The organism is Nocardia sp. NBC_01377, from assembly GCF_045040005.1.
In the GTDB taxonomy this organism is placed as follows: Bacteria; Actinomycetota; Actinomycetes; order Mycobacteriales; family Mycobacteriaceae; genus Nocardia; species Nocardia noduli.
In genome coordinates, this window is sequence record NZ_CP109566.1 from 2,063,501 (window position 1) to 2,087,850 (window position 24,350).

Genomic DNA, 24,350 nt, shown 5'->3' on the forward strand with positions numbered 1-24,350 from the left:
GGAGACGGCAGAACATGATCGGCAGAGACGATGTCGGCACCGTCGACGATCTGCACGCCTCGGCCACCAAGGTGGTCGGACTGGACGATTTCGGCGATCCGGGCTATCGCGAGGGACTGCGGGTGCTGCTCGAGTCCTACGCGAAGGACGCCGAGCTGACCCCCTTCGGCAACAAGGTCAATCGCGCTTTCTTGCGCGGCGCGCTCATCGCGCGATTGCTGAGCGAGTCGGCGTGGCAACGCTTTCCCGAACACGCGGAGGTGGTGATCGATCGCCCGATCTTCGTGACCGGCCTGCCCCGTTCGGGCACCACGGCGGTGCATCGGCTGCTGAACGCCGACCCGGCGCATCAGGGCCTGGAGATGTGGCTGACCGAGATGCCGCAGCCGAGGCCGCCGCGTGAGACCTGGGCCGACGATCCGGTGTACCAGGGGATCGAGGCCGCCTTCGCGCGGCATCACGTGGAGCATCCGGAATTCATGGGCGTGCACCATATTTCGGCCGATCAGGTCGAGGAGTGCTGGCAGTTGCTTCGCCAGTCGGCCATGTCGGTGTCCTACGAATGTCTCGGCTACCTGCCCGGCTATTCGGAGTGGCTGCGCGAACAGGACTGGACCGACGCCTACCGCAGACATCGGCGCAATCTGCAATTGATCGGCCTGCCCGACGCGGACCGGCGCTGGGTGCTGAAGAATCCGAGCCACCTGTTCGCGCTCGACGCGATCTTCGAGGTGTACCCGGACGCGTTGATCATCCAGATGCACCGGGACCCGAGCACCATCATCGCCTCGGTGTGCAGCCTGAACGAGCAGGCCTCGGCGGGCTGGTCGGACAAATTCCGCGGCGCGACGGTGGGGGCGACGCAACTGGACCTGTGGGCGCGCGGGGCGGACCGGTTCCTCGCGGATCGTCGGCGCTACGACGCCGCGCAGTTCTGCGACGTCTACTACGACGATTTCGTCGCCGACCCGATCGGCACGGTCGGATCGATCTACGGCCATTTCGGGCTGGCTCTCAGCACCGAGGCCGAGGTCGCGATGGCGGTGCTGCACACCGAGAGCACCTCCGGGGCGGCCCGGCCGGTGCACCGGTACACCCTCGATGATTTCGGACTGACGGCCGAACAGGTCGACGCGCGTTTCGGCGCGTACCGCGAAGCGCATTTCCCGGGTCGGTGAGAAATCGGATCCCGCCGGTCGATCGGCGGGATCCGCGCGGTGCGGCGCCGCCTACTGCTGACCGGGTTTCAGCACGATGAACAATCCGTTCGCCTCTGCGCACAGCCGCTCACCCGCGTGGACGGTGCCGCGGACGTAGACCTTGCGACCCTCCATACGCTCGGCCCAGGTATGCACCCGCAACTCGGTGTCCAGCGGCGTGATCGAGCGGTAGTCGATGGTCAGCGAGCCGGTCCTGGTCACATTGCCCGAATGCACCGCCGCCGCCATGCCGAGCAGTTCGTCGAGTGCGATCGCGATCTGCCCGCCGTGCGCAGCGGCGTTTCCGCCCAGGTGGAAGGGGCGGAATGTCACACGCGCGTCGACGCCGTCGCGACTCGCCTCGACGATGGTGATCGGCGGCAGGGAGATGTTTCCGCGGGAGGGCAGATCGAACCGGGTCCAGGTGGGCGAGGACCATTCGTCGGTCACCGACGCCTCGAGTTTCTCGTTGAGCTTCTCCAGGATCGCGATGGCTTCCAACGCCTCGTCGTCGGGGGGACAGGCGAGCCGCGCGCGGTCCATCAACGTGCGGACCTGCTCGATCAGGGCGCCGAAGTGCGGCCCGCCGCGTGTGGTGTCGGCGGAGTGCTCCTCGATCAGCTCCATCATCGGCCGGAAACCGCCTTCGTGGTGTTCCTCGCTCGGTAGGGCGGGTCCGGCCTGCTGTTCGCTCATGAGAACCAAGTTATCGGTTGCCGGTGGAATGCTCACGTTCGGCACCCGTCGACCCCGTCACAGTCGAGTACGTCCGCCGAGGACAACTCCACCGGTCCGACATCGGCGGGACCGGGGCGAGGCGGCCCGCACGCGGGTGAAAGCCGTGCCCTACGCTGGGTACCCGTTGATCCATCAGGACTTGCGAACACCCCCGCGATGCCCGAATCGGTCCGGCTCGAGCGTCGGTCGATGCGGGCGCGTGGCCGGCGAAAGGCGTTGTACCGATGCGTATTACGGCGGTCGTCTTCGATATGGACGGCGTACTCATCGATTCCGAACCGGTATGGGAACGAGTGCGCCGCGAATATGTCGCCGAAAAGGGCGGGCTCTGGCTACCCGATACGCAGAAACGTCTGATGGGGATGAGCACGGGGGAGTGGTCGGAATATCTCAGCACCGAACTCGGTGTCGGAGACAAGCCCGCCACCGTCGCCGAGGATGTCATCGAGCGGATGGCGGCACATTACGACCGGAAGGTGCCGTTGCTGCCCAGCGCGGTGGCGGCGGTGCAGCGGTTGAGCGAGAACTGGCCGCTCGGTGTCGCGAGTTCTTCGCCGCGCGCCTTGATCGACACGGTGCTCGGGCGTACCGGCCTGATCGAGTTCTTCGATGTCACCTTCTCCACCGAGGAGGTCGACCGGGGCAAACCCGCGCCCGACGTCTACGTCGCGGTGGCCGGATTCCTGCGCAAGAAGTCGACCGACTGTGCGGCGGTGGAGGATTCGAGTAACGGCCTGCGGGCCGCGCACGCCGCGGGCATGCGCGTCATCGCCGCGCCGAGGCCGGAGTATCCGCTCGACCCCGATGCCCGCGCGTTGGCTACCCACGTCATCGACGGACTCGACGAACTGACGCCTGCGCTGGTGGCCTCCGGAAGCTGAGCCGGTCTCAGACCCGATAGGACGCGAGCAGGGCGCGGGCGGCGGCGGTGAGGTCGGCGTCGAGCCAGTCGGGCAGGGTGTCGGCGTGGGCGTGCCTGCGCAGGGCGGCGTAGGGCAGATCGACGATCGCGCGGCTGACGGCGTCGAATTCGCGGTCGGTCGCGCGGCCGAACAGGTCGTGGGCGATCCGGCGCTGCTGATCCATGAGCGGCGCGTTCATCTCGCTCAGACGGGCCCGGAAATCGTCGTCGGGTCCGCCGTCGAGCAGGTCGCTGGGCCGCAGGTTCAGCAGCAGTCGCGCGTCGTCGGGTAGTTCACGACCGAATTCGATACTCGCGCGTGCCATCGCGACCCCGGCCTCGACCGCGTCCGGTTCCTCGGACGCGGCCAGGACCCGCGACTGGAAGCGTTCGAGCGCCCGCAGCCACGCGGCGGTCAGCACCCCGTTGCGATTGCCGAAACGGTGATAGAGGGTGCCCACCGGCGCGCCGCTGGCCGCGGCGATGGCGGCGACGCTCGCGGCCCGAGGCCCGCTCTCCAGGACCAGGGTGCGGGCAGCGTCGAGGATCACATCGGTGGAGTGCTTGCGGGGCGGGGCCATGTACTAGTACGTTCCTTCTATATGGAGCGATTGTCCTATATCGATGAGCATGCCAGAACCGTCGACGCGAACCGCGACCGGACCTGGAAAGCGCTGCTGAAAGTCGTCTGCGCGGACCCGGGCGATCCGCGCACGGTGCCCACCGGATTCGTCCTCGACTCGGCCGAGGAACCGAGCAGGCTCGCGCTCAGCGGCCGACACCCGTTCTCCCGGTACGCGCTGATCTTCGAACTCGACGACGAAGGGGCGACGACCACCCGGCTGCGGGCCACGACCCTGGCGGAATTCCCCGGGATCTCGGGCCGGATCTACCGCGCACTGGTCATCGGCACCGGCGGGCACCGGATCGTGGTCAGGCGGATGTTGCGCCGAATCGCGGACGCGGCATGATCCCGGGGCTGGTCTGGGGCGCGACCGAAGCCGAGCGCGAGATTCCACTGCCCTGCGATGTCGAGCGGCCGGGCGGCACACGATCCGACCGCGCCGTCAGCGTCGACGCCCCGCCCTCGGTGGTCTACGCGTGGTTGTGCCAATTGCGCGTCGCCCCCTACAGCTACGACCTGCTCGATAATTTCGGCGAGCCGAGTCCGCGTCACCGCGATCCGGCGCTGACCGAACTCGAACGCGGGCAGCGATTCATGTCGACGTTCACCCTGGTGTCGTTCGTCCTCGGCGGACATCTGACCCTGACCTCCGGCCGGGTCTGCGTCACCTACGCGGTGCGCCCCGAGGGCGCCGGCACCCGCCTGCTCGTGCGGGTGCGCTGGGGACTCCCGCGAATTCTCGCCGCCGCGCTGTCCCTCGGCGACCTGGTAATGATGCGTAAGCAACTACTGACGCTGAAGGAACTCGCCGAACGCGAAGCGCGAGCGACGACCGCGACCGGCTGACGGGTGCTCAGTGCGGGACGTCGAGCCGCGACACCCGGGCTCGCGCGGACCATCGCCCCCGGTCGTGTCCGACCTCGACCGGGTGGGAGAAGGCGGTGGTGATGTTCTCCGTGGTGACCGTCGCGTGCGCCGGACCCGCCGCGACCGTGCGCCCGTCGGCGATGAGCAGGGCGTGGGTGGTGGTGCTCGGCAGCTCTTCGAGATGGTGGGTGACCAGGATCGACGCCACATCCGGGTGGGTGTCGTCCAAGGTGTCGATGGTCTCCAGGAGTTGTTCGCGGGCGGCGACGTCGAGACCGGTCGTCGGTTCGTCGAACAGCAGCAGACGGGGTTCGGAGATCAGCGCCCGCGCGATCAGGCTGCGGCCGCGTTCGCCTTGGGACAGCGTGTTCCAGGTGGCCTCGGACTTCCCCTTCAGCCCGACGGTCTCGATCATCGCGTCGGCGCGGCGCGACTGATCCGCCGTCGGGGTCCATCGCATCGGAGTGTCTATGGTGGCGGTGATACCGGTCAGGACGACCTCGCGCACCGTGAGGGGAGAACGCAGGGGGTGGCGCGGATTCACGTGGCCGATGGAATGACGCAACTGGGCGAGATCGACCCGGCCGAGCCGGTGGCCGAGGATGTCGACGGTGCCAGTCGTCGGAAAGGTCACGGCCGCACAGAATCCCAGCAGCGTGCTCTTACCCGCGCCGTTCGGTCCGAGCAGCGCCCAGTGTTCACCCGCGCGCACGGTGAGCGAGATCCCGTCGATGATCTGTTTGCCGTCGCGGCGGAAGGTCACCTCCGCCAGATTCAGCACGGGTCGGTCCTCGGTCACGGGTCGCGCTCCTGGCTCGGCGGATTGCGCGGCGAGCGGATGCCCGCGCAACTGGTCGACCATCGGCACGTCGTCGGGTGTGCCAAAGGTCGGTGCCAGGGTAGTCGTCCTCGTGTGCGGGGAACCCGCCGACCTGTCGGCTCGGGCCTCGCTCACCCGGGTCGCCACGTCGCGGACACGACCGGCGCGGGCCGGACCGCCGATCCGGGTACGGCCCGCGTACGCCGCGACTATTGCAGGACGACGATCTTCGCCTGCCCCGAGACGACGATATTGTTCGCGTCGACCAGGGCCGCGCGGATCTGCATCAGTCCGCCGGTGTCCAGCGGCGCTTCGCCCTCGGCGGGGACGATGGTGATGGTGGCGGTCTGGGGTGTGCCGTCGCAGACCACGGCGTTCTGGACGCCGAGGGCCGCCGGGCGTTCGGCGGTCGGTTCGCCGACCATGGCCTTGACGCTGGTCACGCCCGCGTCGGCGTCGCAGCTGTAGTCGACACCGACGGTGCCGGTGTTCGCGCTGATGACATCGATGGCGTTGGCGGCGGACGCGGGAGCGGCGAGTGCCACCGAGGCCGCGCCGACGGCGACGAGCGCGGCGGAAGTGTGGGTGAGGGTGCGGAGATTTCGAGTGGTCATCATGGATCTTCGTTCCTCCTGTGAGGTGGGACGGATCTCTGACACGACGAAAGCGCGTACGGCCCTCATCCGGCAACGACACCCCATGATCCAGCCCATCGGCCACGCTCGTGGTCGAATCACACAGACAGCGGCGTCATCGTGCTGCTGTCCGCGCTGGTGGAGGGCGTCCGTGGCATCACGGTCGACCGTAACCGCCTTCTATTCGGCGGTACCCGCTCGCGACGGGTCCATGCGCCGAGTGCGGCGTTCGACATAGAACTGTGCCGCGCGCCGGATCGCGTCGACGGTGGGGCGTGGCCGCCAGTGCAGTTCCCGCTCGGCCTTGCCGTGATCGAGCGGCGAGGTCCACCGCAGCAGCTGGACCGAGGTCGGGGTGATCGGAGAGTCGCGGCGCAGCACCCTGCGCACGACATCGCCGACGGCGAGCAGCATCGCGGCGGCGGCGTCGTCCACGTCGACCACGGCCGAACCGATACCGCGGAAATGCACCGGCATTCTGCCCAGGGCCGCCATCGCCACGAGCGAGCCGTGCGGTGTCGGTTGCCAGTCGTCGGGCCCGTCGGTGTTGGCGACGCACATCGCCACCGCGGGCAATCCGTGCTCGCGGCTGTACTCGAGTACGAGCGCTTCTGCCGCGCAGCGGGATTCGATATAAGGACCGCCCCGGCCGTTCCAGTTGTACGGCGTTTCCTCGGTGGCGGGAGACCTCGCGTCGCCGACGGCGATCGTGCCGATGGGGTGCTGGTGAAGACGAACCGGCGCAGGTCCAGTTCGATCGCGATGTCGAGCACTCGGCGCAGGCCGTCGACATTGGTGCGGAACAGCGGCGCCGGGTCCCGCAGCCAGGCGCGGGTGTCGACCACGCAGTAGTAGACGGTGTCGCAACCGGTCATCGCCGTCCGCACGGCCTGCTCGTCGAAGATGTCGCCGTAGTGTCGCTCGACGTCCAGGCCCTCGAGCGGCCGGGTGGGGCTGCTGTGTCGCAGCAGTACCCGCACCCGGTCGCCGCGCTCGACGAGGTGTCGTGTCACGTGCGAGCCGAGGAATCCGCTGGCGCCCATCACGAGGACGGTGCGCCTGCTGTCGTCCGCCTGGTTCGGTGTCACGTCGACTCCCTGGGTCTCCGGCATTACTGTCAGGAATACAGTAATGCCGATCAGCGGAGCGGGCGGCGGTACGCCCAAGATCACCGCGCGACGCGACGGCGCCCGTCGCCGACCTTGCCGCACCGCCGGTTCGGTGCGCGATTTCGCCGGTGGGCACATCGTGGCCCGGCCGCATCGGGCACACTGGGCGCGATGAGCGACGACCCGGACGAGGAATCCGGAATCCGTATCCGGACCGGTGACGGTGCCACGCTGCCCGTGCTCACCGATCCGGTACTGACCGGGCTGTTGGACGCCACGGCCGAGACCGAGCGTCCGTTCCTGGATGTCACCCGGGGCGGCGAACGGATCAGGGCCGACCTGCTGCCCGACGGGATGTATCGGATCGCCCATCGCGCGGCCGTGGCCACCGACGAGTTCGAGTTGTACACCGGCGACCCGATATTCCTGCGCGACATCGTGTTCGCCTGGATCGACCGCGATCCGTGGTGGTCGGACCGGGTGGCCTGGTCGCGTATCGACCCGGTGATCGCGGAACTGGAATCGGTGCGCGCCGAAGTTGCGGATCTGCTGGACGGTTTCGGCGCGCTCGACGCTCTGACCGGCGCCATGGACGACGCGCTCACCCGCGCCGACGAACTGCTCGCCGGTGCCGACGATCCGTCGCGGTCCTTCGACAGCGAGGACATCGGCACGGCGACCGTGCCGCTGGACGCGGGCGACGGGTTCGATACCGACGACCCGTTCGCGCGGATCGATGCACTACTCGCGATGGATCTCGACGACCCCGGCCCGGACTCGCCGCCGGACCTCGGCGATACCGATTCGGGCGCTCTCTGATCGCCGAGATCGACGCTCAGATACCGGGCCAGCCGTAACGCGCCGGACCGGCGGCCAAGCCCGCCGTCGCGTGCGCGGGCATGGCGGCGCGCTGTTCGGTACGGCTGTGCGGGACAACCGGAGTCGCCGCCGACGCCGCTTCGGCACGCAAGGCGTCCATGTCGAGCCACCGTGCCTGCTGGACGATCTCCTCCAGCGCGTCGGCGGCCAGGAAACCCGGCTGGGAGAAGACCAGCATGCCCTCGCGGAACACCATCAGCGTGGGGAAACGGTCCACCTGCGCCATCTCGGTGAGTTCGGTTTCGGCCTCGGTGTCGACTTTGCCGTGCACGATTTCCGGATGTTCGTTCGACGACGCCTCGAACACCGGCGCGAACTGGCGGCACGGTCCGCACCAGCCCGCCCACCAGTCGACCAGCACGATGCTGTTGCCGGTGACGATCTCCTCGAAGTTGTGCTGAGTCAGGGTCACTGTCGGCACGGGGTCTTCCTCCCTGGCATTCGATTCGCGCATCGGATTTTCGCACGGCCACGCCGAATTCAGGAAGGGGGTTCGGTCCCGCGCTGTTCGGAGGCGAGGAAATGCGCGATATCGACGGTGCGGTGGTACAGATCCCGGTAGTGCCGATAGTAGGGCTCGTAGCGCGCGGTCTTTTCGGCGTCGGGTTCGACGGTGCGGACCACCGGATTCCATTCCGAGGTGTCGACGCCCGCGGCTTCGGCCGCCAAGCGCGCGTCGCCCAGGCACGCGCCGACGGTCTCGGCCGGAAGTCGCTGGGCCACACCGGTCACATCGGAGACGATCCTGGTCCACAGCCCGCCCCTGGTGCCGCCGCCGACCGCGATCAGACGTCGCGCCCGCCCGCCCGCCTCGGTCATCGCCTCCATGTTGTGCCGCACGCCGTAGGCGATGCCCTCCAGCGCGGCGCGGTACAACTCGGCCCTGCCGTGCGCCAGGGTGAGACCGGCGATCACCCCGCGCGCGTCCGGATCGAACAGCGGGGTGCGTTCGCCCGCGAAATAGGGGAGCAGCAGCAAGCCCCCGCTACCGGCGGGCACCCGCGCCGCCGCTTCGGTCAACTCGGTGTAATCCCCGCCGACCAGTCCGCGCAACCAGTCGGTGACCGCGCCCGAGGTGGCCATACCCGCGGCCAAGGTGTAGGTCCCGGGTTCGACGCCGCAGGTGCCCCACAGGCCGGGGTGCGGGCGCGGATCGGTGAGCACCTGCACCAGGAACATGGTGGTGCCGTACATGATCATCGCGTCGCCCGGCGCGCGGACGCCGACGCTGGCGGCCTCGGCCCAGGCATCGATGGTGCCCGTGGTCACCGGAAGTCCCGGCGGGAGTCCGGTATCCCGCGCGGCGCGTTCGGTGACACGCCCGATCACTTCGGTCGGCCAGCCGAGTTCGGGCAGCGCGAGTCCCGGCGCGACGGCCGCGCACATATCCGCCGCCCACTCCCGCCGGTACAGGTCGTACATGGGCACGCACTGACTGGCGGAATGGTGGTCGAGGACGTATCGGCCGGTGAGCCGGTGCACGAGAAAGGAACTCGCCATCAGCAGCATGGCGGTGCGGTCGGTGACGTGCGGTTCGTGACGGGTGAGCCAACGCCATTTCGGCCCGACGGCCTGACTCGTGAGCGGCGCCCCGGCGCGGGCGAGGACCGTGTCGGCGCCGAATTCGGCGTTCAGATCGGCGATTTCGCGGGTCGCGCGGGTGTCGACGCCGTAGAGGATCGCCGGGCGCAGCGGATTCCCCTCGGCGTCGGCGGGAAGCAGGCACGGTCCGATTCCCGAGACCGCGAGGCCGTCCAGCGCGGCGCCGTCGCGGCTCGCGAGCAGTTCCCGGGTGATATCGCGGAAATCGGCCCACCAGACGGCCTCGGCGTCGTGTTCGACCCATCCCGGCTCGGGCCTCGAGACGCCGTGCGCGCGTTCGGCTTTCGCGACGATCACGCCGTCCTCGCGTACCAGCGCCCCCTTGGAAGCCGATGTCCCGATATCGATGCCGAGAAACATGACGTGCCTCCCGATCGGATGCCACGGCCGCGGCCCGCCGTGTGGCGGCCGCCGTGAGGAGCCTATCGCCGAGGTCGCGGCAATGCCCGCAGGAAGGTTCAGGCGGTGGTTTCCGTGAGCAACGCGGCGGTCACCGCGTCCAGTCGCCGCGCGGCGTCGGGGTCGAAATCCTTCCCCGTCAGCGGAATCGGTGTGCGTCGCCGGAAGGCGCTGACCGGTGCGTACGGAGGTGTGTCCACAAGTTCGACGACGGGAACGATGGCCTTGGCGACCGACTGTGCGAAGAACACCGCCGCCGCCTTGCTGACCAGTCGTTGCGTGGTCGGCAACGAGTCGGCCATGGACGTGCGGGTGAACAGCGGGTTGTAGAGCACGTATCGGGTCCGCGCGCCGGGATGACGCTGCGGGAAGTGGATGCCGAGCAGGTCGATGCACCGGGAAGCCTGCATCGCCGCGCGCCTACCGCGGTAGTCGTCGCGCAGTTGCAGATCGTCCCAGGCGATGGTTCCCGGCAGTCCGCCCGGACCCGCGATATTCATGATGACCGGGGCGGGCGCGGCCTCCAGCAACGGGACGAGTCCGTGACCGAGGATGTAGCCGCTGAGATAGGCCGGTGCGAAGGTGCTTTCGAATCCGTCGGCGGTCTCCACGCGCTGGGGACGGAAGTGCTGCGCGCCGAATACGAGTCCGTCCACGGTGTCGGTGAGGGCGGGCACCTCGGTGAGCACCCGGTTCGTTACCTGCGCGAATTCACCCGACGCCTGGACGGACCCGACGCGGAACTGCGCGCCGAGCTGGTCGGCGCGCTGCTGCTGGGACTCGGGGTGATGCGGGTGGTGGTCGGCGCGCCCGCGGTGAACGAGGCCTCCTACGGGCAGACCAGGGGGCTCGTCGCCGACATGGTGCGGGTATTGACCGGTGAACGTCGCGGGGACGGCGAAGGCGCGTCACCGGTCGCGGCGCGACATCCGAAACGGGGCGTGGCCGGAAAGAATTCGGTATCAGGTTCGGATCGAGACACTCGCCACGCGTAACTCGGTGGACCGAGAATGCCTGCGGTATAGAAGAGTTCGCGGATCGCGCGTGCCGGACGGCGCCGGTTCGGTGGGGGTTTGGCGTCAATCCCCCTAGACCGTAATTATTTACGATCGAGCGGCTGGATCGACATGGCATTCCCGTCGCGAAGCCCGATCTTCGGAGCAATATCGCTCACGGCCCGGTAACGCGATTCTCGCTGGTCACGTTCGCCCAAGGCGTCGGAGCAACTCGTGCGCATACCGGCGCGTATGTGTCGCGGATCATGTCGCGTACCGGTCGGTGTCATGAAACATGTTGGGCGATAGTGATATACGACTTGATCACGGAACCGATCGTGACTTGCGGCGCGGGGTACGGTGTGCCCGTGGCGGAGTGGATCAGCGTGTACTGCGGGAGCCGGATCGAACTCGACGTGAAGGAATTGCGCGAGGAATTGGCGACCGCGGACCTGAAAACCCTGGCGGAAGCGGTATTCGACACCGACGAGGAGGCCGCGCGTGCGCTCGAGTCGGCCGCGGGTCAGTTGCGGATAGAGCGGCACGGCGCCGAGATCGAAGTGCACTGGAAGTCCGCCGGACGACCGTTGCAGATTCGCGCCGTGTCGGGAACCGCCGCGGAGGGGGATATCGCGGAAGTGCTGGCCCAACGGCTGCCCGCGGGGTCGGGACCGGGCCCCGATCGCGTGCGCGCCCAGCTGGCCCGCTCGCGGCAGGTCGTCTACCTGGAGATGGGCGTCAACGAGGCCAAAGGACTCGGCGCGGTATTCGGCGAGGTCCTCGCCTTCCGCCTGGCCGCGGCGGGTGACGGTCTGGTGTGGCTGTTCGATCGACAGTGGGCGGCCCCCGACGACCGGGCGGTGCCGATCTGGAGTCACACCTGACCGTCGGCGGTCAGGTGTCACGCAGCGCGGCCACCCCCGGGCGCTCGCGGTGTCGGGCGGCCGCGGTGAGCGCCTCCGCCGCGGTGCGGGTCGCGCGGATGTAGGCGTCGCGTTCGGATCTCGTGGTGGCCGCGCGCAGCGGGCCGAGCTGGATCTCGTAGGTGGCGGCGCTCGAGGAGTCGAAGACGGGCGCGCCCAGATAGCTCAGCGGCAGTATCGCGTCGGAATCCAATTCGTCCCTGGTGAACGGCCGTGAGGTCAACGCCGCGAGTTGGCGCAACGCCCGGGTGCGCAGATGCGATTGCAGTAATTCGGTGCCCGCGGCCGTGAGCAGATCGGCCAGCAGATCCACCATGCCGTTGTCGTCGGCGCGCGGACGGAAAAGCGCGACACCGCGATCGCGCACCAGGGTGAGTAGGGCGGCCGCGCCACGGCGGTCGGTATCGGGAGCGGTGGCAAGCCAGGTGTTCTGCTCGGCGGCGTCGCGCCACGGCATGACGGCGGCCCCCGCCGGGAACTGCAACGGAATGCGATGTCCCAGTGGGATTCCCGGAACCACCCGATCGGGTCCGTGCCTGATGTCGAGAACGGTCAGTCGATCCGCCGAGATCCGGCTCAGGGTCGTGCCGCATCCGGTCTCGGCGGCGAGCGCGGCGAGGATGTCGCCGACGCCGGGCGGCAGCGGCGGCTCGGCCAGGCCGGTCGGAACGGTGCCGATGCGGTAGCCGCGCCGGGGATCACGCATGACCCAGCCCGCCGAATCCAGTTCGGCCAGCACGGCGGTCGCGGTGGCGCGGGCGATATCGAGACGTTCGGCGATGGTGGCGACCGGCAGCGGTTCGGGAGTCGAGGCCAGTAGCGCGACGATCTCGACGACGCGGCGGGTAGGTGGCGACGCCGAACGGTCGTCCTCGGGTTGCGCGCGGTTCTTTCCGGTCGGCGCGGTCATACGGTCTTTCATGGCCAACCCCTTGTGTGATCTCTGCGAGCAACCTTACGATGTCGAATATATGTCATGAGGTGTCGAATATTCGTCAGATGAACGGGTGGATCGCATGATTCTGGACAGATTCCGGATAGACGGCAAGGTCGCCGTCGTGACAGGTGCGGGACGGGGACTGGGCCGCGCGATCGCGGTGGCATTCGCCGAAGCGGGAGCCGACGTGGTCGTCGCGGCGCGGACCGAGAGCCAGCTCGACGAGGTGGCCGACGCGATCGCCGCGGTCGGTCGCAGGGCCCACGTGGTTCCCGCCGACCTGAACGATATCGACGCCGTCGCCGCACTCGCCGCCACGGCGGTCGAGCAGTTCGGCCGCCTCGACATCGTGGTCAACAATGTCGGCGGCGCGATGCCGTGCACACTGCTCGGCACCACGCCGGACGCGCTGGAATCGGCCTTCCGCTTCAACGTCACCACCGCGCACGCGCTTGTCCGCGCCGCGGTGCCGCGGATACTCGAGACCGCGGGTGAGGGTTCGATCGTGAACATCACCTCGACGATGGGTCGGCTGCCCGGGCGCGCCTTCGCCGCCTACGGGACCGCGAAGGCGGCGCTGGCGCACTACACGAAACTGGCCGCGCTGGACCTGAATCCGCGCATCAGGGTGAATGCCATCGCGCCGGGTTCCATTCTCACCTCGGCGCTCGAGATCGTCGCCGGCAACGACGCCATGCGCACCGAGGTGGAGTCGAAGACGCCGCTGCACACCATCGGTGAACCGGAGGATATCGCCGCCGCGGCACTGTATCTCGTCTCACCGGCCGGAAAGTACCTGACCGGTAAGGTGCTCGAACCCGACGGCGGCCTGATCAGCCCGAATCTCGACCTGCCGATTCCGGACCTGTCATGAGCTGTCGCGTAGTGCAGTGGGGCACGGGCAATGTCGGTAGGCACGCGCTGGCGGGCATCATCGCCTCGCCGGATCTGGAATTGACCGGCGTGTGGGTCTCCGGTCCGGACAAAGCCGGTCGGGACGCGGGAATCCTCGCCGGACTGGATCATCCGGTGGGAGTGATCGCGACCGACGACGCGGCGGCGGTGATCGCGGCGAAACCGGATTGCGTCGTCTACTGCTCGATGACCGACAACCGGCTGATGGAGGCCATCGAGGATCTGCGGCGGCTGCTCGCCGCCGGGATCAACGTCGTCGCCTGCGCGCCGGTGTTCTTCCAGTATCCCTACGGCGTGCTGCCCGCCGAACTGCTGACGCCGATCGAAGAGGCGGCACGCGAAGGCAATTCGTCGCTCTGGGTCAACGGGATAGATCCCGGTTTCGCGAACGACCTGTTACCGCTGGCGCTGGCTGGCACCTGTCTGCGCATCGATCAACTTCGCTGCGTGGAGATCGTCGACTACGCCAGCTACGACAATCGCGCGGTCATGTTCGACATCATGGGTTTCGGCAAACCGCTCGACGAGGTGCCGATGCTGTTGCAGCCCGGTGTGCTCTCGCTGGCGTGGGGCGGCACCGTGCGTCAGCTCGCGGCGGGCATCGGGGTCACCCTCGACAGTGTCACCGAGGTCTACGAACGGATCCCGGCCCCGGAATCCTTCGATATCGTCACCGGCCATATCGCCGAGGGAACTGCTGCCGCACTGCGTTTCGAAGTGCGCGGCATGGTCGGCGACGAACCGGTGACGGTGCTGGAACACGTGACCCGGCTGCGCCCCGATCTGTGCCCGCAGTGGCGCCAACCCGCGCACCGGGAGGGTTCCTACCGGATCGAGATCACCGGAGACCCGTGCTACGCCATGGATGTCGTCACCTCGAGTCCGCGCGGCGATCACAATTTCGCCACGCTGCTCGCGACCGCCATGCGCATCGTCAACGCGGTACCCGCCGTCGTGGCGGCCGAGCCCGGCATTCGCACCGCGCTCGACCTGCCGCTGATCACCGCCCCGGCCACCCGGCGGGGTTAGGCGCAATGCCGCGCAGTTTAGGTGGTTGGTGGGTGTGTCAAGCGAGTCGTGTTGTGGGGCGCGGTATGTCGTGAAATGAGACAGCGGAACTACTGGTAGAGAGGTTTCGTCCTCCAAGACAAACCATCCACCGGGAGCTCCGCTGTCTGTTCAGTCTGTCATCACACGTGCGCCGAGGGTCGCGGTGGGGGTGTTCGCGCCGGGGCATCTGGGTGAGTTGACCCAGATCGTGCCGTTCGAAATGGTCGATGCCGCATTGGAATCGGCGCGGGCGGTGCAGTCGAGGGTGCGGGATCTGCCCTCGCGTGTGGTGGTGTATCTGCTACTGGCCGGGGCATTGTTCGCCGATATCGGCTACACGCAGGTCTGGGCGCGGATGATCGCGGGTCTGGATGGCCCGGCCCCGGCCCGCCCGGGTTCCTCGGCCCTGACCCAGGCTCGTCGCCGGGTCGGGTCCGCGCCGCTGCGGGAGTTGTTCGGCCTGCTCGCCGGGCCTGCCGCCGGCGCGACCCGGTGGCGCGGACTGCTCGTCTGTGCCATCGATGCCACCACCATGTTCGTGCCCGATACCACTGCCAATCTGAGTACCTACCACCGTCAAGGCAGCGGCAACGGTGAGTCGGGGTACCCGATGCTACGACTGCTGACGGTGGTGGCGTGTGGCACCCGCACCGTCATCGATGCCGTGTTCGGCACCCACGGTATCTCCGAACAGGCATACGCCCCACAGCTGTTCGGGTGCCTACGAGAGGGCATGCTGTTGCTGGCCGACCGCAACTCCGCCGTCGCGGCATTGATCACCCAGATCGCCGAAACCAAGGCCGACCTGCTGGTCCGTGCGAAAACAGGCCACGCAGTCCCGATGATCGAGCGCTCGGCCGACGGGTCCTGGCTCACGCTGAAAGGCCAGATCGTCGTGAGGGTGATCGACGCCGACATCGAGGTCGCGCCACACGGTGGGCCACGGCGCACCGAACACTACCGGCTGCTCACCACACTGACCGACCACCGCCGCTACCCCGCGATGGAACTCATGCGGCTCTATCACCAGCGATGGCAGATCGAAACCAGCTACGCCGAAATCAAATCGAGCATCCTCAACGGTCGAGTGCTACGCGCCCGCACCCCGAACGGGATCGACCAAGAAGTCTACGCCCTTCTGGTCACCCACCAGGCACTGCGCATCGCCATCGCCGACGCCACACACGGTCATCCCGGCCCCCTGCACGCCAGTTTCACCATCGCGCTCAACACCGCCCGCGACCAACTCATCCACGCCGCCGCAGTCATCGCCGACACCGCCATCGACCTGGTCGGACGCATCGGCCGCGCGGTCCTGGCCGATCCGATACCCACCCGCCGACCCCGGCAAAGCCCCCGCGTCGTCAAACGCGCCATCTCCAAACACCGCGCCAAAGGCATCATCGACCGCACCAACTACCCGAACATCGACATCACCATCAACCTCCGAAAACCACCAACTTGACATCAGACCAACCCGCCAAACTGCGCGGCATTGGGGTTAGGCGTCGCCGAGCACCTCCAGTGCCCGGTCGACGTCGTCGGCGCTGTTGTAGAGGTGGAAGGCGAAACGCAGTCCGCCGCCCCGCGCCGCGACCACGATATCGGCCTGTTCGAGACGGGCGGCCGATGCGCTCGCGCCCGGTACCGAGACGATCGCCGATCGTCCCGGTACCGGCGTGTACCCGCGCTCGACGAGTCCGGCGCGGAACCGGTCGGCGAGGCCGATGTCGTGCGCGTGGACGGTCTCGACGGTGAGTTCTTCGAGCAGGCTCAGCCCGGCGCCCGCGACGAGGATGCCGAGCCAGTCGGGGGAGAAGTCGAAGCGCCGCGCCGAATTCGCCAGCGCCACCGGCGCGTACAGTTCGGCCCAGCGATCGGCGGCCGCGTACCAGCCGGGGGACAGCGGTCGCAGCGCGGCGGCGGCCTCCGGACCGACGGCGAAGAACGCCACGCTGCGGGCGCCCATCATCCACTTGTAGGTGGCGCAGATCCAGTAGTCGGCGTCGGCGAATCTCAGCGGCAGCCACCCCGCGGCCTGGGTCGCGTCGACGAGCAGGCGGGTCCCGTGCGCCGATGTGGCGGCGCGCAACCGGGACAGATCGGTGACGCGGCCGTTCGCGGACTGCACCACGCTGACCGCGACCAACCCCGTCTCCGCCCGCACCCGATCGGCGAGGTCCGCCAGCGGAACGAAACGGACCGAGAGGTCGCCGCGATGCAGGAAGGGCATGGAGACCGAGGAGAACTCGCCGTCGGCGATCAGGACCTCGGCCCCCGGCGCCAGCGCGTCGACCACCGGGCCGACGAGTCCGGCGGCCGTGCCGCCGAGGCCGATGTCGTCGGGGGTCGCGCCCGCGAGCAATCGGGCGAACCCCGCGCGCACGGTCTCGACGCTCTCGTCGTCGGAGGCGAGCCCGCTACCCCGCCCCGCCGCCCATCGCACAGTCGCCTCCCGCACGGCCGCGAGGCCGCGCGCGGGTGGCAGCCCGTACGCGGCGGTATTGAGATAGGTGGTCTCGGAGCAGAATTCGGCCGGTGCGAGCGACTTCATGGACTCAGCATGTGATCTCGTCGCCATGCGTGTCCAGCGCCGGTGCCGCGAAACTGGACCTTTCCTCGGTGGCCGCGCGAGAAATATATTCCCGCGATCAAGTGCCAACCATTCGGTATAATTAACGTTCCGCCATCTCCTGGCAAACGTGACGTCGCTGCGTTAGCATTGTCCGGTGCTCAATTCGGTTCCGCCGACCGTGTCGAATTATCGGTCCATTACCTCGGCCTGTCACCGGGAATGCGGTGGATCGAATTACCTCCGGTTCCGAAGCGCGGCGATCCGCCGCCCGACGCTCGGAACAGCGGGTGAGGTAGGAACTTTCATCGTCGGGTGATCGGTACCGCGTACCGTCCGACTTTCACGGCATATCTCTTTCACGGCTCGGAATATCATCGTCGATTCATTCCGCGAAATAGTGTGATCGGTGTTCGCCGGAGAAATTCTCACACAATGATGTGAACGGCGGACAACGGGATCCGGACGCCGCCGGACGACGGACAGCGATATTCGACGAGGGGAACGAATGTGCGTAGCTCGAACGGTCGGACCGAATATCCGCGCCGGGTCGGGGTGGTCGAGGATCACGCGGTGACCATCGCCGGTCTGCGTCAGATCCTCGCCGACGAGCCCGATGTCGAGATCGTCGCCACCGCGGCATCGGTCACCGAACTGCTGGCTGTCACCCGTGACCTGCACCTGGTGGTCCTGGATCTGCGTCTCCCCGACGGCTCGTCGCCGATCGCCAATGTCGAGCAGCTCCGCGCGGCCGGAGTCGAGGCGCTGGTACTCACCTCCGGCGACGAACCGTTCCTGGTCCGCGCCGCCGCGCGCGCGGGAGTTCTCGGTGTCGTGCGCAAATCCGAACGTGACGATGTGATCGCCGCCGCCGTCTGCGCCGCCGCCGTGGGCGAACTGGTGCCGAGTATGGACTGGGCGGCCGCCATCGATTCCGACGACAGTTTCGCCGAGGTCGATCTCAGTCCACGGCAGCGCGATGTGCTCTCGCTGTACGCGTCGGGCGAACCGGCGGCCCGCGTCGCGAAACTGACCGGGCTGACCGCGGATACGGTCAACGCCTATCTCGGCAGGATCCGCCAGAAATACGCCGAGGCCGGTCGGCCGGCTCGGAACAAGACCGAATTGTTCAAGCGCGCGCTGGAGGACGGTTGGTTACCCATCCCGAGACGTCGGAGATGACAACCCGGGGAAACGATTCCGCCGGAATGCGGATCACCCGGCTGTTCGCCCGGTTCATCGGATCGGGGTACGTGTTCTATCTGGCGCTGATGTTTCGCGACATCACCACCCAGGCCGCCGCGATGTCGACCTGGTGGACCTGGATCGCGGTCCCCATGGTGTTCGGGCCGCCCATCGTCCTCGGTCTGGCGTCCTTCCACGGCGACCCGACCCCGATGTACCGCGCCGCCGCCGCGACGGCGCTGCTGTTCGTGGTCGCCGCCCTGCTGTGGCCGCTGGCCTGGGACGGCACATTGCTCGCCGCGGACGCGTGGATCTCGACCATCCCCGGCCTGGCCGGGCTCGCCGCGGCTCTCACCTGGCGACCGCCGTGGGCGGTGGCGCTGCTGGCGGCGGCGGTCGTTCCTGTGCAATTGATCAACCACTACTGCCGGATGCCCGATCGCAACGGTCTCTTCCTGCCCGATCTGATGTTCGCGCTCAGCTTCTGCCTGATCTTCGTCGCCGCGGCGCTGATGGCGATGCGTACCGGCAGGCTCCTCGACCGGACCAGGACCGCCGCGCACGCCAGCGCCGCCGCGGCAGCCGCGGCGCAGTCGCGCAGTGTGCAGCGCGCCCGATTCAACGCGCTGATCCACGACTGGGTCATGTCGTCACTGCTGGCCGCCGCCAGGCGCACCGCGCGCGAGGAGGTACGCCAGCAGGCCGGACTCGCCCTGGTCAAACTCGGTGAGAGCGAACCCGACGATATCGAGGGCTACACGACCGCCGTGCTGATTGCGCACCTGCGCACCGCCGTCGCGGACGCGGACGACACCCTCGAGGTCACGGTGCACACCCACGACGATGTCCGGGACGCGTCCTTCCCGTCCGATCCGGTCCGCGTTCTCGGCGCCGCGGTGACCGAGGCGATCCGCAACAGCGTGCTGCACGCGGGCGTCGACGCGATTCGCCGGGTCGACCTCACGGTCGAGCCGTCCGGTATCGATATCGTCGTCACCGACGACGGGATCGGGTTCGATCCGGCCGCCGTCGCGCCGCACCGGCTCGGACTGTCGGTCAGCATCATCGGGCGGTTGCGCCGATTGACTGGCGGGACGGTCGATGTGCGCTCGCGGCCGGGACACGGCACCACCGTCCGTATGTCGTGGCGGGCGTGATGAGCGAACCGGGCGTCCCGGTGCGCGACGCGGGCACCCTGCTGGGGATGAACACCCGCGCGGCGTGGGTCATCGCGGGCTTCTACCTGTGTTCGGAAGCGGCACTGGCGATCACCTCCTCCGGCGACGTCGACCGAGTGTGGCCGGTGTTCGTCGCGCTGGCGCTGACGGTACTCGCGACCGCGACGTTGATCGCGGCGCGCAGCGACCCGCTCGCGCCGATACTCACCCTCGCCCTGGCGATCTCGGTTCCGGTGTGCAGTCTGCTCGTGCTGTGTGAACTGCCGGTGCCACCGACCTCCGCGGCGCAACTGTGGCCGTTCGGGTCCGGTACGGTCACCGCGACCTTCCTGTGCGTGCGAGGACGCGCCGCCGCCGCGTGGCTCGCAATGACGGCGATGATCGGGGTTTCGGCGCTGTGGTCGGCGCGCACCGGTCAGGGCGTCGGCCACGGGGTCGAGATCTCGATCATCAATCTCGGGCCGCTGTTCATGGCGACCTTCTTCGCCTACACGATCCGTCCGGCCGCCCACGAGATCTTCGCGCTGCGAGAGGAATCGACACGGCGGGCGGGCCGGGAAGCCGCGGCGGCGGCCGCCTTGGAAGAGCGCCGAGATCAGACGCGGCGGGTCGATCGGCTCGTGCGCCCGATTCTCGAGACGATCGCGGGACCGGGCCCGCTCGACCACGAGATCAGGACCGAATGCCGTTTGATCGAAGCGCATCTGAGGGACAGCCTGCGCGCGCCCGCGCTCGATGTCGCCCCGGTGACGGCGAAAGCCCGCGCCGCGCGACGCCGCGGTGTCGATGTGGTGCTCGTCGACGATCACGGTCTCGACGGCGTGACCGCGCGGGTACGGGCACGCCTGGTCGATGTGGTGGCCGCCGAACTCGAGCGCGCGGACGCGGGCAGCGTGAGTATCCGGATACTGCCACCGCGCCGTTCGATGCTCGCGACGATCGTCGTCAACCATCCGGTTAACGGGATTCGCCGGGTGGAGGTCGGCCACGACGCCGGTCTGCGCACCACCTCTACCGGGAACGACGAGGAAGATCGTTATCCCGGCGAACGATGACACCAACTCTGGGGTCAAGGAACTGGAATCTGCTCCGTCAGTGAGCAATCCACTAGCATTCAGGTGAGGTCGGCGCGTGTCGTGATCGGGGAGACCGGTGCCGGACCCGAATATCGACGGAAGAAGGAAGATCATCGTGTCGTTCGTTTCCGCTGTCCCGGAATCAGTGTCGTCGCTGTCGGCCGCGGGTGCCGCCACCCCGCGCCGCCGTCGTATCACCCCGCCGTTGAGCCCGCGGGAGATCGAAGTTCTGCTCGCGTGGATCGCGAGCGATTCCAAAACCGAAGTGTGCCAGAAACTGTACATCTCCCCGGGGACCGTCAACACCCATCTCGTCCGTATCCGGGACAAGTACGAACGCGCGGGCCGACCCGCGCCGACCAAGGCCGCGCTGATGGCGCGCGCGCTCCAGGACGGCTATCTCGATCTCGACGAGATCTGACGAGATCCGAGGGGAACAGAACGGTCCGGACACGACGACGGCGACCGGGTTGTCCGCTTTCGCCGTCGGAAATCCGGTGTCAGTGCGAGAAGGCGGCCGAGCCCGGCCCGGATCCGATGCCGATGGGGGCGCCTGCCTGCTGGAAATCGGACGTGCCGAAGGGGATCAGGGTTCCGGGACGCGGATTCGCCTGGAGGAACGCGGGAAGCACCTCGGTGGCGTCGAATCCGGCGATCGCGGTGGGAACCAGCGGGCGTGCCTGCGGCCCGAGGCTGCCGACGTACATCTTGGCACCGTCGGCGGTGAAGCCGACCGAGACCGGGGCGTCGACGGGCACGGTGCCGACTACCCGGTCCGTCGCGATGTCGACGACCTGGACCGCGTCCGAGCCGACGGTGGCGACCAGCAGTCGGGTGCCGTCGGGGCTGATCGCGCCCGCCACGGGCGCGCTGCCCGCTCCGAACGAGATCGCCCCGGTTCGTTGCCAACCGGCGGTGTCGATGACGGACACGTTGTCGCCGAGCACATTCATCGAATAGAGCTTGCGGCCGTCAGGGGAGATCGCGGCGGCGTAGGGGACCGACCCGTCGATCTGGATGCGCTGTCCCAGTTGGAATCCGGACTCCGGGTCGAACGCGGCCGCGGTGGAATCGGCGAACACGGCGTAGACGCGGCTGCCGTCGGGCGCGATGGCGGCCGCGAACGGTATGGCGGGCAACGGCATCGAGCGCAGCAGCGTGTCGGTCTTGGTGCTCAGCACGTCGATGGACGGTCGCGCGGTCAGGATGTACACCTGGTCGCGTACCGGATCCGCGATCGGCTGGGCGAGTCCGTCGGTTCCCGTGATCGGGATACGCGAAGTGACCGCGTTCGATTCGCGATCTATCACGGCGATGTCGTCGGTGCCGACGAACGGCGGATTGAACGCCTGCACGTAGAGCTTGCGGCCGTCACGCGATGTCGTGACCGACGAGGCGTGTGGGCCCGCGTTCTCGATGCGCTGGACCACGCGGTCCGCGGCGGTGTCGACCACCAGCACGGCGCCCTCGCTCACCACCGGGACGTAGGCGAAGGGTCCGGTCCCGTCCGCCGAGGCGTTCGGAGCGAAGATCGTGAGCCCGACCGCGGCCAATGAGACCGCGATAGACCTGAGTGCCATCCCTGGACCTTTCCGTGTCAACCGCAAGAGGTCACTATTGCGTGGAAATGCCACGGCCGCAACAGGTCGTCACCATTCTCTGGGATTTCCTCCGGCTTTCCGCCGTCGCGGTCACCGGTCGGACGAGGCCCACATATTGCTCAGCAGTTGGTAACTGGGTGTGTCGGCCAGGGCCTGTGACGATTCGTAAACCCGCCGGTAGCCTGTTTCGCTGATACGCCAGCGGCCGTCGTCGTCGCGGCGGTACCGGTCGGTGTAGTACCCGGCGCCCCTGATCAGGACGCCGTATTCGGTCGCGATGACGGTGTCCTCGAAGGCCCAGGAACCGGTGGCGGTATCGCCGTCGACGGTGATCTCGGGGTGATTCGCGATATGGACGGTGACGAGGGACGGGCCGAGATTCTGCCGCATGAAATCGGTGATGGCCTCGCGTCCGTCCAGCGTCAGCGGTTCACCGAGCGCGTGGGTGCCGTATCGTCCCGCCGCGTCCTCGGTGAGGGTGTCGGCGAATTCGTCCCACTGTTTGAGGTCGAGTGTCCGGAAATAGCGGTATTTGAGCTGCCGAACAGCTTCCACGGCGGCGAGGTCCATGCCGACAGCGTCGCACGCGGTTCGCCACCGCACAAGAACGTGTTCTAATTCCGCGTTTCGCTCGCCGTTCGCCCGGGTGAACGGCGGCGAATCGGGTACTCGACAGTCGAGCGCGGGTGACCCGAGCCCGGCTCGGCAGATGAGAAATCCATACGGCACGTCGAGGAGCCATCGTGACCGACAGCCCGATCGAACCCGACAACACCCATTCCGACCTGACTCTCGACCAGCAGGCGGCGCTCAGCGCCGCCGTCGAGCGCCTGCGCGGCGAATTCGACGATATCGCGGCCGACGACGATATCGACGTCATGGTGCGCGCCGCGTACGCGCATGTCGCCGACCACGCGAATATCGACAATTTCCTTCCCCTGCTCGCCGAGCGATACACCCGCGAACTGTTGAAGGCCGCCGACGCGGAGCAGCACGGCACGAGAACGTCCGCCGAGGTGTAGTCGTCGGACGACGATCGCCGGGCACCGTACGGTGCCCGGCGATTCGTGTGTCGGTCCGACGACGCGGTCGGTCTCAGTGCGGAATGGAGTCGATCAGCGCACGCGCGCCCTGGCGCAGTAGATCCGCGCCGACGAAGAAGCCCAGTGCCTGCGGATCCTCCGCGACGCCCCAGTGCATGGCGTCGAGCCAGCGGCTGCCGTCGAGGTCGAACACCTTGCCGTGCAGGGTGAGGCGGCCGGTGGCATCGGAGGTCGCGTAGCCCGCGATGGGGGAGTTGCAGTGGCCTTGGAGCGCGTGCAGCATCGCCCGTTCGGCGTCGGCGTGCCGGTGGGTGACGGCATCGTCGAGCCGAGCGCCGAGTTCGAGCAGTCGGGTGTCGTCCTTACGGCACTGCAACGCGATGACGCCCGCGCCGATCGGCGGGAGCATGACGTCCAGACCGAGGGTTTCGGTGATGCGGTGCGCCTGGTTCACCCGGTGCAGGCCGGAGACCGCCGCGATCAGGACATCGATATGTCCCTCTTCGAGGCGGGCCAGCCGCGTATTGACGTTGCCGCGCAACGGTTTCACCGCCAGGTGCGGGTAGTGCAGCCGCAATTGCGCGCTGCGCCGGACCGAACTGGTCCCGACCACGGTGCCCTCCGGCAACTCGCTCAGCGGAGCGCCGGTGCGGGTGATCACCGCGTCGTGTACATCCTCGCGCGGCAGATACCCGGCGAAGGCGAGTCCCTCGGGCACCGGGATATCGCCCGGGATGTCCTTGAGGCAGTGCACCGCGAGGTCGGCGTCATCGGCGAGCAGCGCGACATCGATCTCCTTGACGAACGCGCCCTTGCCACCGAGTTTCGACAGATCGCCCATCCACCGGTCACCCGCGGTGGTCAATTTCACGATCTCGCTGTCCACCCCGAGACCCGCGAGTAGGCCCGCGACCTGTTCGGCTTGCGCCAGAGCCATCGGACTTGATCGGGTCGAAATGCGAATAACGCGCCCACGCGACATTCAGGGGACACTACTCCGCCGCGATCGGGGGCGAACAGAGGGGACGCGCGCGCGTCGGCCGTATCGGCGCTGGTTCGGATGTCCGTGCAGGGGAAAAGAGTCGAGGACTGTTGCCTGTA

27 protein-coding genes and 2 pseudogenes are annotated in these 24,350 nt (G+C 68.1%); 16 read left to right on the forward strand and 13 right to left on the reverse strand.

Annotation, left to right across the window (positions count from 1 at the left end; translation table 11 throughout):
• Positions 1-14: 14 nt before the first annotated feature.
• Positions 15-1,178 (forward strand): sulfotransferase family protein, encoded by a 1,164-nt coding sequence (locus OG225_RS09310; protein WP_405181301.1) that lies wholly within the window; start codon positions 15-17, stop codon positions 1,176-1,178.
• Between the two features lie 51 nt (positions 1,179-1,229).
• Here OG225_RS09310 and OG225_RS09315 read toward each other — a convergent pair whose 3' ends face one another.
• Entirely contained in the window at positions 1,230-1,895 is a 666-nt protein-coding gene (locus tag OG225_RS09315) for a PaaI family thioesterase (RefSeq protein ID WP_405181302.1), read from the reverse strand.
• A gap of 266 nt (positions 1,896-2,161) precedes the next feature.
• Between OG225_RS09315 and OG225_RS09320 the strand changes: the two genes are divergently transcribed.
• A complete protein-coding gene (locus OG225_RS09320; RefSeq protein ID WP_405181303.1) occupies positions 2,162-2,818 on the forward strand; it encodes an HAD family hydrolase in 657 nt (218 codons plus the stop codon).
• Between the two features lie 7 nt (positions 2,819-2,825).
• On the opposite strand, the gene OG225_RS09325 is transcribed toward OG225_RS09320, so the two are convergent.
• Positions 2,826-3,419 (reverse strand): TetR/AcrR family transcriptional regulator, encoded by a 594-nt coding sequence (locus OG225_RS09325; protein WP_405181304.1) that lies wholly within the window; start codon positions 3,417-3,419, stop codon positions 2,826-2,828.
• Positions 3,420-3,440: 21 nt separating this feature from the next.
• Here OG225_RS09325 and OG225_RS09330 point away from each other — a divergent pair, with 21 nt between their 5' ends.
• Together OG225_RS09330 and OG225_RS09335 are read left to right on the forward strand one after the other, a co-directional pair.
• Positions 3,441-3,809 (forward strand): hypothetical protein, encoded by a 369-nt coding sequence (locus OG225_RS09330; protein ID WP_405181305.1) that lies wholly within the window; start codon positions 3,441-3,443, stop codon positions 3,807-3,809.
• Entirely contained in the window at positions 3,806-4,309 is a 504-nt protein-coding gene (locus OG225_RS09335; protein ID WP_405181306.1) for a hypothetical protein, read from the forward strand. The genes OG225_RS09330 and OG225_RS09335 overlap by 4 nt, the downstream gene beginning before the upstream one ends.
• Before the next feature lie 7 nt (positions 4,310-4,316).
• Here OG225_RS09335 and OG225_RS09340 read toward each other — a convergent pair whose 3' ends face one another.
• The 3 genes and pseudogenes from OG225_RS09340 to OG225_RS09350 form a co-directional block, all read right to left on the reverse strand.
• Positions 4,317-5,129 (reverse strand): ABC transporter ATP-binding protein, encoded by an 813-nt coding sequence (locus OG225_RS09340; RefSeq protein WP_405181307.1) that lies wholly within the window; start codon positions 5,127-5,129, stop codon positions 4,317-4,319.
• A 230-nt stretch (positions 5,130-5,359) separates the two neighbouring features.
• Positions 5,360-5,767, reverse strand: coding sequence for a hypothetical protein (locus OG225_RS09345; protein ID WP_405181308.1), 408 nt, complete (start codon positions 5,765-5,767; stop codon positions 5,360-5,362).
• Between the two features lie 198 nt (positions 5,768-5,965).
• Positions 5,966-6,828 (reverse strand): annotated as a pseudogene (locus OG225_RS09350) (NAD-dependent epimerase/dehydratase family protein).
• Positions 6,829-6,916: 88 nt separating this feature from the next.
• On the opposite strand from OG225_RS09350, the gene OG225_RS09355 reads away from it, so the two are divergent.
• Both OG225_RS09355 and OG225_RS09360 read left to right on the forward strand, forming a co-directional pair.
• Entirely contained in the window at positions 6,917-7,069 is a 153-nt protein-coding gene (locus tag OG225_RS09355; protein WP_405181309.1) for a hypothetical protein, read from the forward strand.
• Positions 7,066-7,713: a hypothetical protein gene (locus OG225_RS09360; protein WP_405181310.1), complete on the forward strand. Its 648-nt coding sequence runs from the start codon at positions 7,066-7,068 to the stop codon at positions 7,711-7,713. The genes OG225_RS09355 and OG225_RS09360 overlap by 4 nt, the downstream gene beginning before the upstream one ends.
• 124 nt (positions 7,714-7,837) lie before the next feature.
• Here the strand turns inward: OG225_RS09360 and OG225_RS09365 are convergent.
• The 3 genes and pseudogenes from OG225_RS09365 to OG225_RS09375 form a co-directional block, all read right to left on the reverse strand.
• A pseudogene (locus tag OG225_RS09365) lies at positions 7,838-8,227 on the reverse strand (thioredoxin family protein); the annotation flags it as partial.
• Between the two features lie 26 nt (positions 8,228-8,253).
• Positions 8,254-9,735 (reverse strand): FGGY-family carbohydrate kinase, encoded by a 1,482-nt coding sequence (locus tag OG225_RS09370; protein ID WP_405181311.1) that lies wholly within the window; start codon positions 9,733-9,735, stop codon positions 8,254-8,256.
• A gap of 98 nt (positions 9,736-9,833) precedes the next feature.
• On the reverse strand, positions 9,834-10,430 hold the full coding sequence (locus tag OG225_RS09375) for an oxidoreductase (RefSeq protein ID WP_405181312.1): 597 nt from the start codon (positions 10,428-10,430) through the stop codon (positions 9,834-9,836).
• Here OG225_RS09375 and OG225_RS09380 point away from each other — a divergent pair.
• Positions 10,401-10,769, forward strand: coding sequence for a hypothetical protein (locus tag OG225_RS09380; protein WP_405181313.1), 369 nt, complete (start codon positions 10,401-10,403; stop codon positions 10,767-10,769). The two genes, OG225_RS09375 and OG225_RS09380, sit on opposite strands and share 30 nt — an antisense overlap.
• A 368-nt stretch (positions 10,770-11,137) precedes the next feature.
• Complete coding sequence (locus OG225_RS09385; protein WP_405181314.1) at positions 11,138-11,653, forward strand: hypothetical protein; 516 nt, start codon at positions 11,138-11,140, stop codon at positions 11,651-11,653.
• 10 nt (positions 11,654-11,663) lie between these two features.
• On the opposite strand, the gene OG225_RS09390 is transcribed toward OG225_RS09385, so the two are convergent.
• On the reverse strand, positions 11,664-12,614 hold the full coding sequence (locus OG225_RS09390; protein WP_405181315.1) for a helix-turn-helix domain-containing protein: 951 nt from the start codon (positions 12,612-12,614) through the stop codon (positions 11,664-11,666).
• Between the two features lie 94 nt (positions 12,615-12,708).
• Between OG225_RS09390 and OG225_RS09395 the strand changes: the two genes are divergently transcribed.
• The 3 genes from OG225_RS09395 (at position 12,709) to OG225_RS09405 (ending at position 16,059) form a co-directional block, all read left to right on the forward strand.
• On the forward strand, positions 12,709-13,503 hold the full coding sequence (locus tag OG225_RS09395) for an SDR family oxidoreductase (RefSeq protein WP_405181316.1): 795 nt from the start codon (positions 12,709-12,711) through the stop codon (positions 13,501-13,503).
• Positions 13,500-14,573, forward strand: coding sequence for a diacylglycerol kinase (locus OG225_RS09400; RefSeq protein ID WP_216917247.1), 1,074 nt, complete (start codon positions 13,500-13,502; stop codon positions 14,571-14,573). Before OG225_RS09395 ends, OG225_RS09400 begins: the two co-directional genes overlap by 4 nt.
• Positions 14,574-14,757: 184 nt before the next feature.
• Positions 14,758-16,059 (forward strand): IS4 family transposase, encoded by a 1,302-nt coding sequence (locus OG225_RS09405; RefSeq protein ID WP_405181317.1) that lies wholly within the window; start codon positions 14,758-14,760, stop codon positions 16,057-16,059.
• Between the two features lie 36 nt (positions 16,060-16,095).
• Here the strand turns inward: OG225_RS09405 and OG225_RS09410 are convergent, their stop codons facing one another.
• Positions 16,096-17,148: an aminotransferase class V-fold PLP-dependent enzyme gene (locus OG225_RS09410; protein WP_405181318.1), complete on the reverse strand. Its 1,053-nt coding sequence runs from the start codon at positions 17,146-17,148 to the stop codon at positions 16,096-16,098.
• Positions 17,149-17,676: 528 nt separating this feature from the next.
• Between OG225_RS09410 and OG225_RS09415 the strand changes: the two genes are divergently transcribed.
• The 4 genes from OG225_RS09415 (at position 17,677) to OG225_RS09430 (ending at position 21,026) form a co-directional block, all read left to right on the forward strand.
• Positions 17,677-18,348 carry a response regulator gene (locus tag OG225_RS09415; RefSeq protein WP_405181319.1) on the forward strand — a complete coding sequence of 224 codons (672 nt, stop codon included), beginning with the start codon at positions 17,677-17,679 and terminating at the stop codon, positions 18,346-18,348.
• The gene (locus OG225_RS09420) at positions 18,345-19,508 is read left to right on the forward strand and encodes a sensor histidine kinase (RefSeq protein WP_405181320.1); all 1,164 of its coding nucleotides are present in this window, start codon (positions 18,345-18,347) and stop codon (positions 19,506-19,508) included. Before OG225_RS09415 ends, OG225_RS09420 begins: the two co-directional genes overlap by 4 nt.
• Positions 19,508-20,584, forward strand: coding sequence for a hypothetical protein (locus OG225_RS09425; RefSeq protein WP_405181321.1), 1,077 nt, complete (start codon positions 19,508-19,510; stop codon positions 20,582-20,584). Before OG225_RS09420 ends, OG225_RS09425 begins: the two co-directional genes overlap by 1 nt.
• Positions 20,585-20,720: 136 nt before the next feature.
• Positions 20,721-21,026, forward strand: coding sequence for a helix-turn-helix transcriptional regulator (locus OG225_RS09430; RefSeq protein ID WP_332873274.1), 306 nt, complete (start codon positions 20,721-20,723; stop codon positions 21,024-21,026).
• A 79-nt stretch (positions 21,027-21,105) separates the two neighbouring features.
• Here the strand turns inward: OG225_RS09430 and OG225_RS09435 are convergent, their stop codons facing one another.
• Entirely contained in the window at positions 21,106-22,185 is a 1,080-nt protein-coding gene (locus tag OG225_RS09435; protein WP_405181322.1) for a hypothetical protein, read from the reverse strand.
• A 111-nt stretch (positions 22,186-22,296) separates the two neighbouring features.
• The gene (locus OG225_RS09440; protein WP_405181323.1) at positions 22,297-22,776 is read right to left on the reverse strand and encodes a nuclear transport factor 2 family protein; all 480 of its coding nucleotides are present in this window, start codon (positions 22,774-22,776) and stop codon (positions 22,297-22,299) included.
• A 173-nt stretch (positions 22,777-22,949) separates the two neighbouring features.
• On the opposite strand from OG225_RS09440, the gene OG225_RS09445 reads away from it, so the two are divergent.
• Positions 22,950-23,228, forward strand: a complete 279-nt coding sequence (locus OG225_RS09445) for a three-helix bundle dimerization domain-containing protein (protein WP_405181324.1) — start codon at positions 22,950-22,952, stop codon at positions 23,226-23,228.
• Positions 23,229-23,301: 73 nt separating this feature from the next.
• On the opposite strand, the gene hemC is transcribed toward OG225_RS09445, so the two are convergent.
• Positions 23,302-24,231, reverse strand: a complete 930-nt coding sequence (hemC, locus tag OG225_RS09450; RefSeq protein ID WP_405181325.1) for a hydroxymethylbilane synthase — start codon at positions 24,229-24,231, stop codon at positions 23,302-23,304.
• Between the last annotated feature and the right edge of the window lie 119 nt (positions 24,232-24,350).

What these genes read in the sequence shown, in the direction of transcription:
- OG225_RS09310 (WP_405181301.1), top strand. Translation starts at nt 15, where the DNA reads ATGATCGGCAGAGACGATGTCGGCACCGTCGACGATCTGCACGCCTCG.
- OG225_RS09315 (WP_405181302.1), bottom strand. Translation starts at nt 1,895, where the DNA reads ATGAGCGAACAGCAGGCCGGACCCGCCCTACCGAGCGAGGAACACCAC.
- OG225_RS09320 (WP_405181303.1), top strand. Translation starts at nt 2,162, where the DNA reads ATGCGTATTACGGCGGTCGTCTTCGATATGGACGGCGTACTCATCGAT.
- OG225_RS09325 (WP_405181304.1), bottom strand. Translation starts at nt 3,419, where the DNA reads ATGGCCCCGCCCCGCAAGCACTCCACCGATGTGATCCTCGACGCTGCC.
- OG225_RS09330 (WP_405181305.1), top strand. Translation starts at nt 3,441, where the DNA reads ATGGAGCGATTGTCCTATATCGATGAGCATGCCAGAACCGTCGACGCG.
- OG225_RS09335 (WP_405181306.1), top strand. Translation starts at nt 3,806, where the DNA reads ATGATCCCGGGGCTGGTCTGGGGCGCGACCGAAGCCGAGCGCGAGATT.
- OG225_RS09345 (WP_405181308.1), bottom strand. Translation starts at nt 5,767, where the DNA reads ATGATGACCACTCGAAATCTCCGCACCCTCACCCACACTTCCGCCGCG.
- OG225_RS09355 (WP_405181309.1), top strand. Translation starts at nt 6,917, where the DNA reads ATGCCGATCAGCGGAGCGGGCGGCGGTACGCCCAAGATCACCGCGCGA.
- OG225_RS09360 (WP_405181310.1), top strand. Translation starts at nt 7,066, where the DNA reads ATGAGCGACGACCCGGACGAGGAATCCGGAATCCGTATCCGGACCGGT.
- OG225_RS09370 (WP_405181311.1), bottom strand. Translation starts at nt 9,735, where the DNA reads ATGTTTCTCGGCATCGATATCGGGACATCGGCTTCCAAGGGGGCGCTG.
- OG225_RS09390 (WP_405181315.1), bottom strand. Translation starts at nt 12,614, where the DNA reads ATGAAAGACCGTATGACCGCGCCGACCGGAAAGAACCGCGCGCAACCC.
- OG225_RS09395 (WP_405181316.1), top strand. Translation starts at nt 12,709, where the DNA reads ATGATTCTGGACAGATTCCGGATAGACGGCAAGGTCGCCGTCGTGACA.
- OG225_RS09400 (WP_216917247.1), top strand. Translation starts at nt 13,500, where the DNA reads ATGAGCTGTCGCGTAGTGCAGTGGGGCACGGGCAATGTCGGTAGGCAC.
- OG225_RS09410 (WP_405181318.1), bottom strand. Translation starts at nt 17,148, where the DNA reads ATGAAGTCGCTCGCACCGGCCGAATTCTGCTCCGAGACCACCTATCTC.
- OG225_RS09420 (WP_405181320.1), top strand. Translation starts at nt 18,345, where the DNA reads ATGACAACCCGGGGAAACGATTCCGCCGGAATGCGGATCACCCGGCTG.
- OG225_RS09425 (WP_405181321.1), top strand. Translation starts at nt 19,508, where the DNA reads ATGAGCGAACCGGGCGTCCCGGTGCGCGACGCGGGCACCCTGCTGGGG.
- OG225_RS09435 (WP_405181322.1), bottom strand. Translation starts at nt 22,185, where the DNA reads ATGGCACTCAGGTCTATCGCGGTCTCATTGGCCGCGGTCGGGCTCACG.
- OG225_RS09440 (WP_405181323.1), bottom strand. Translation starts at nt 22,776, where the DNA reads ATGGACCTCGCCGCCGTGGAAGCTGTTCGGCAGCTCAAATACCGCTAT.
- hemC (WP_405181325.1), bottom strand. Translation starts at nt 24,231, where the DNA reads ATGTCGCGTGGGCGCGTTATTCGCATTTCGACCCGATCAAGTCCGATG.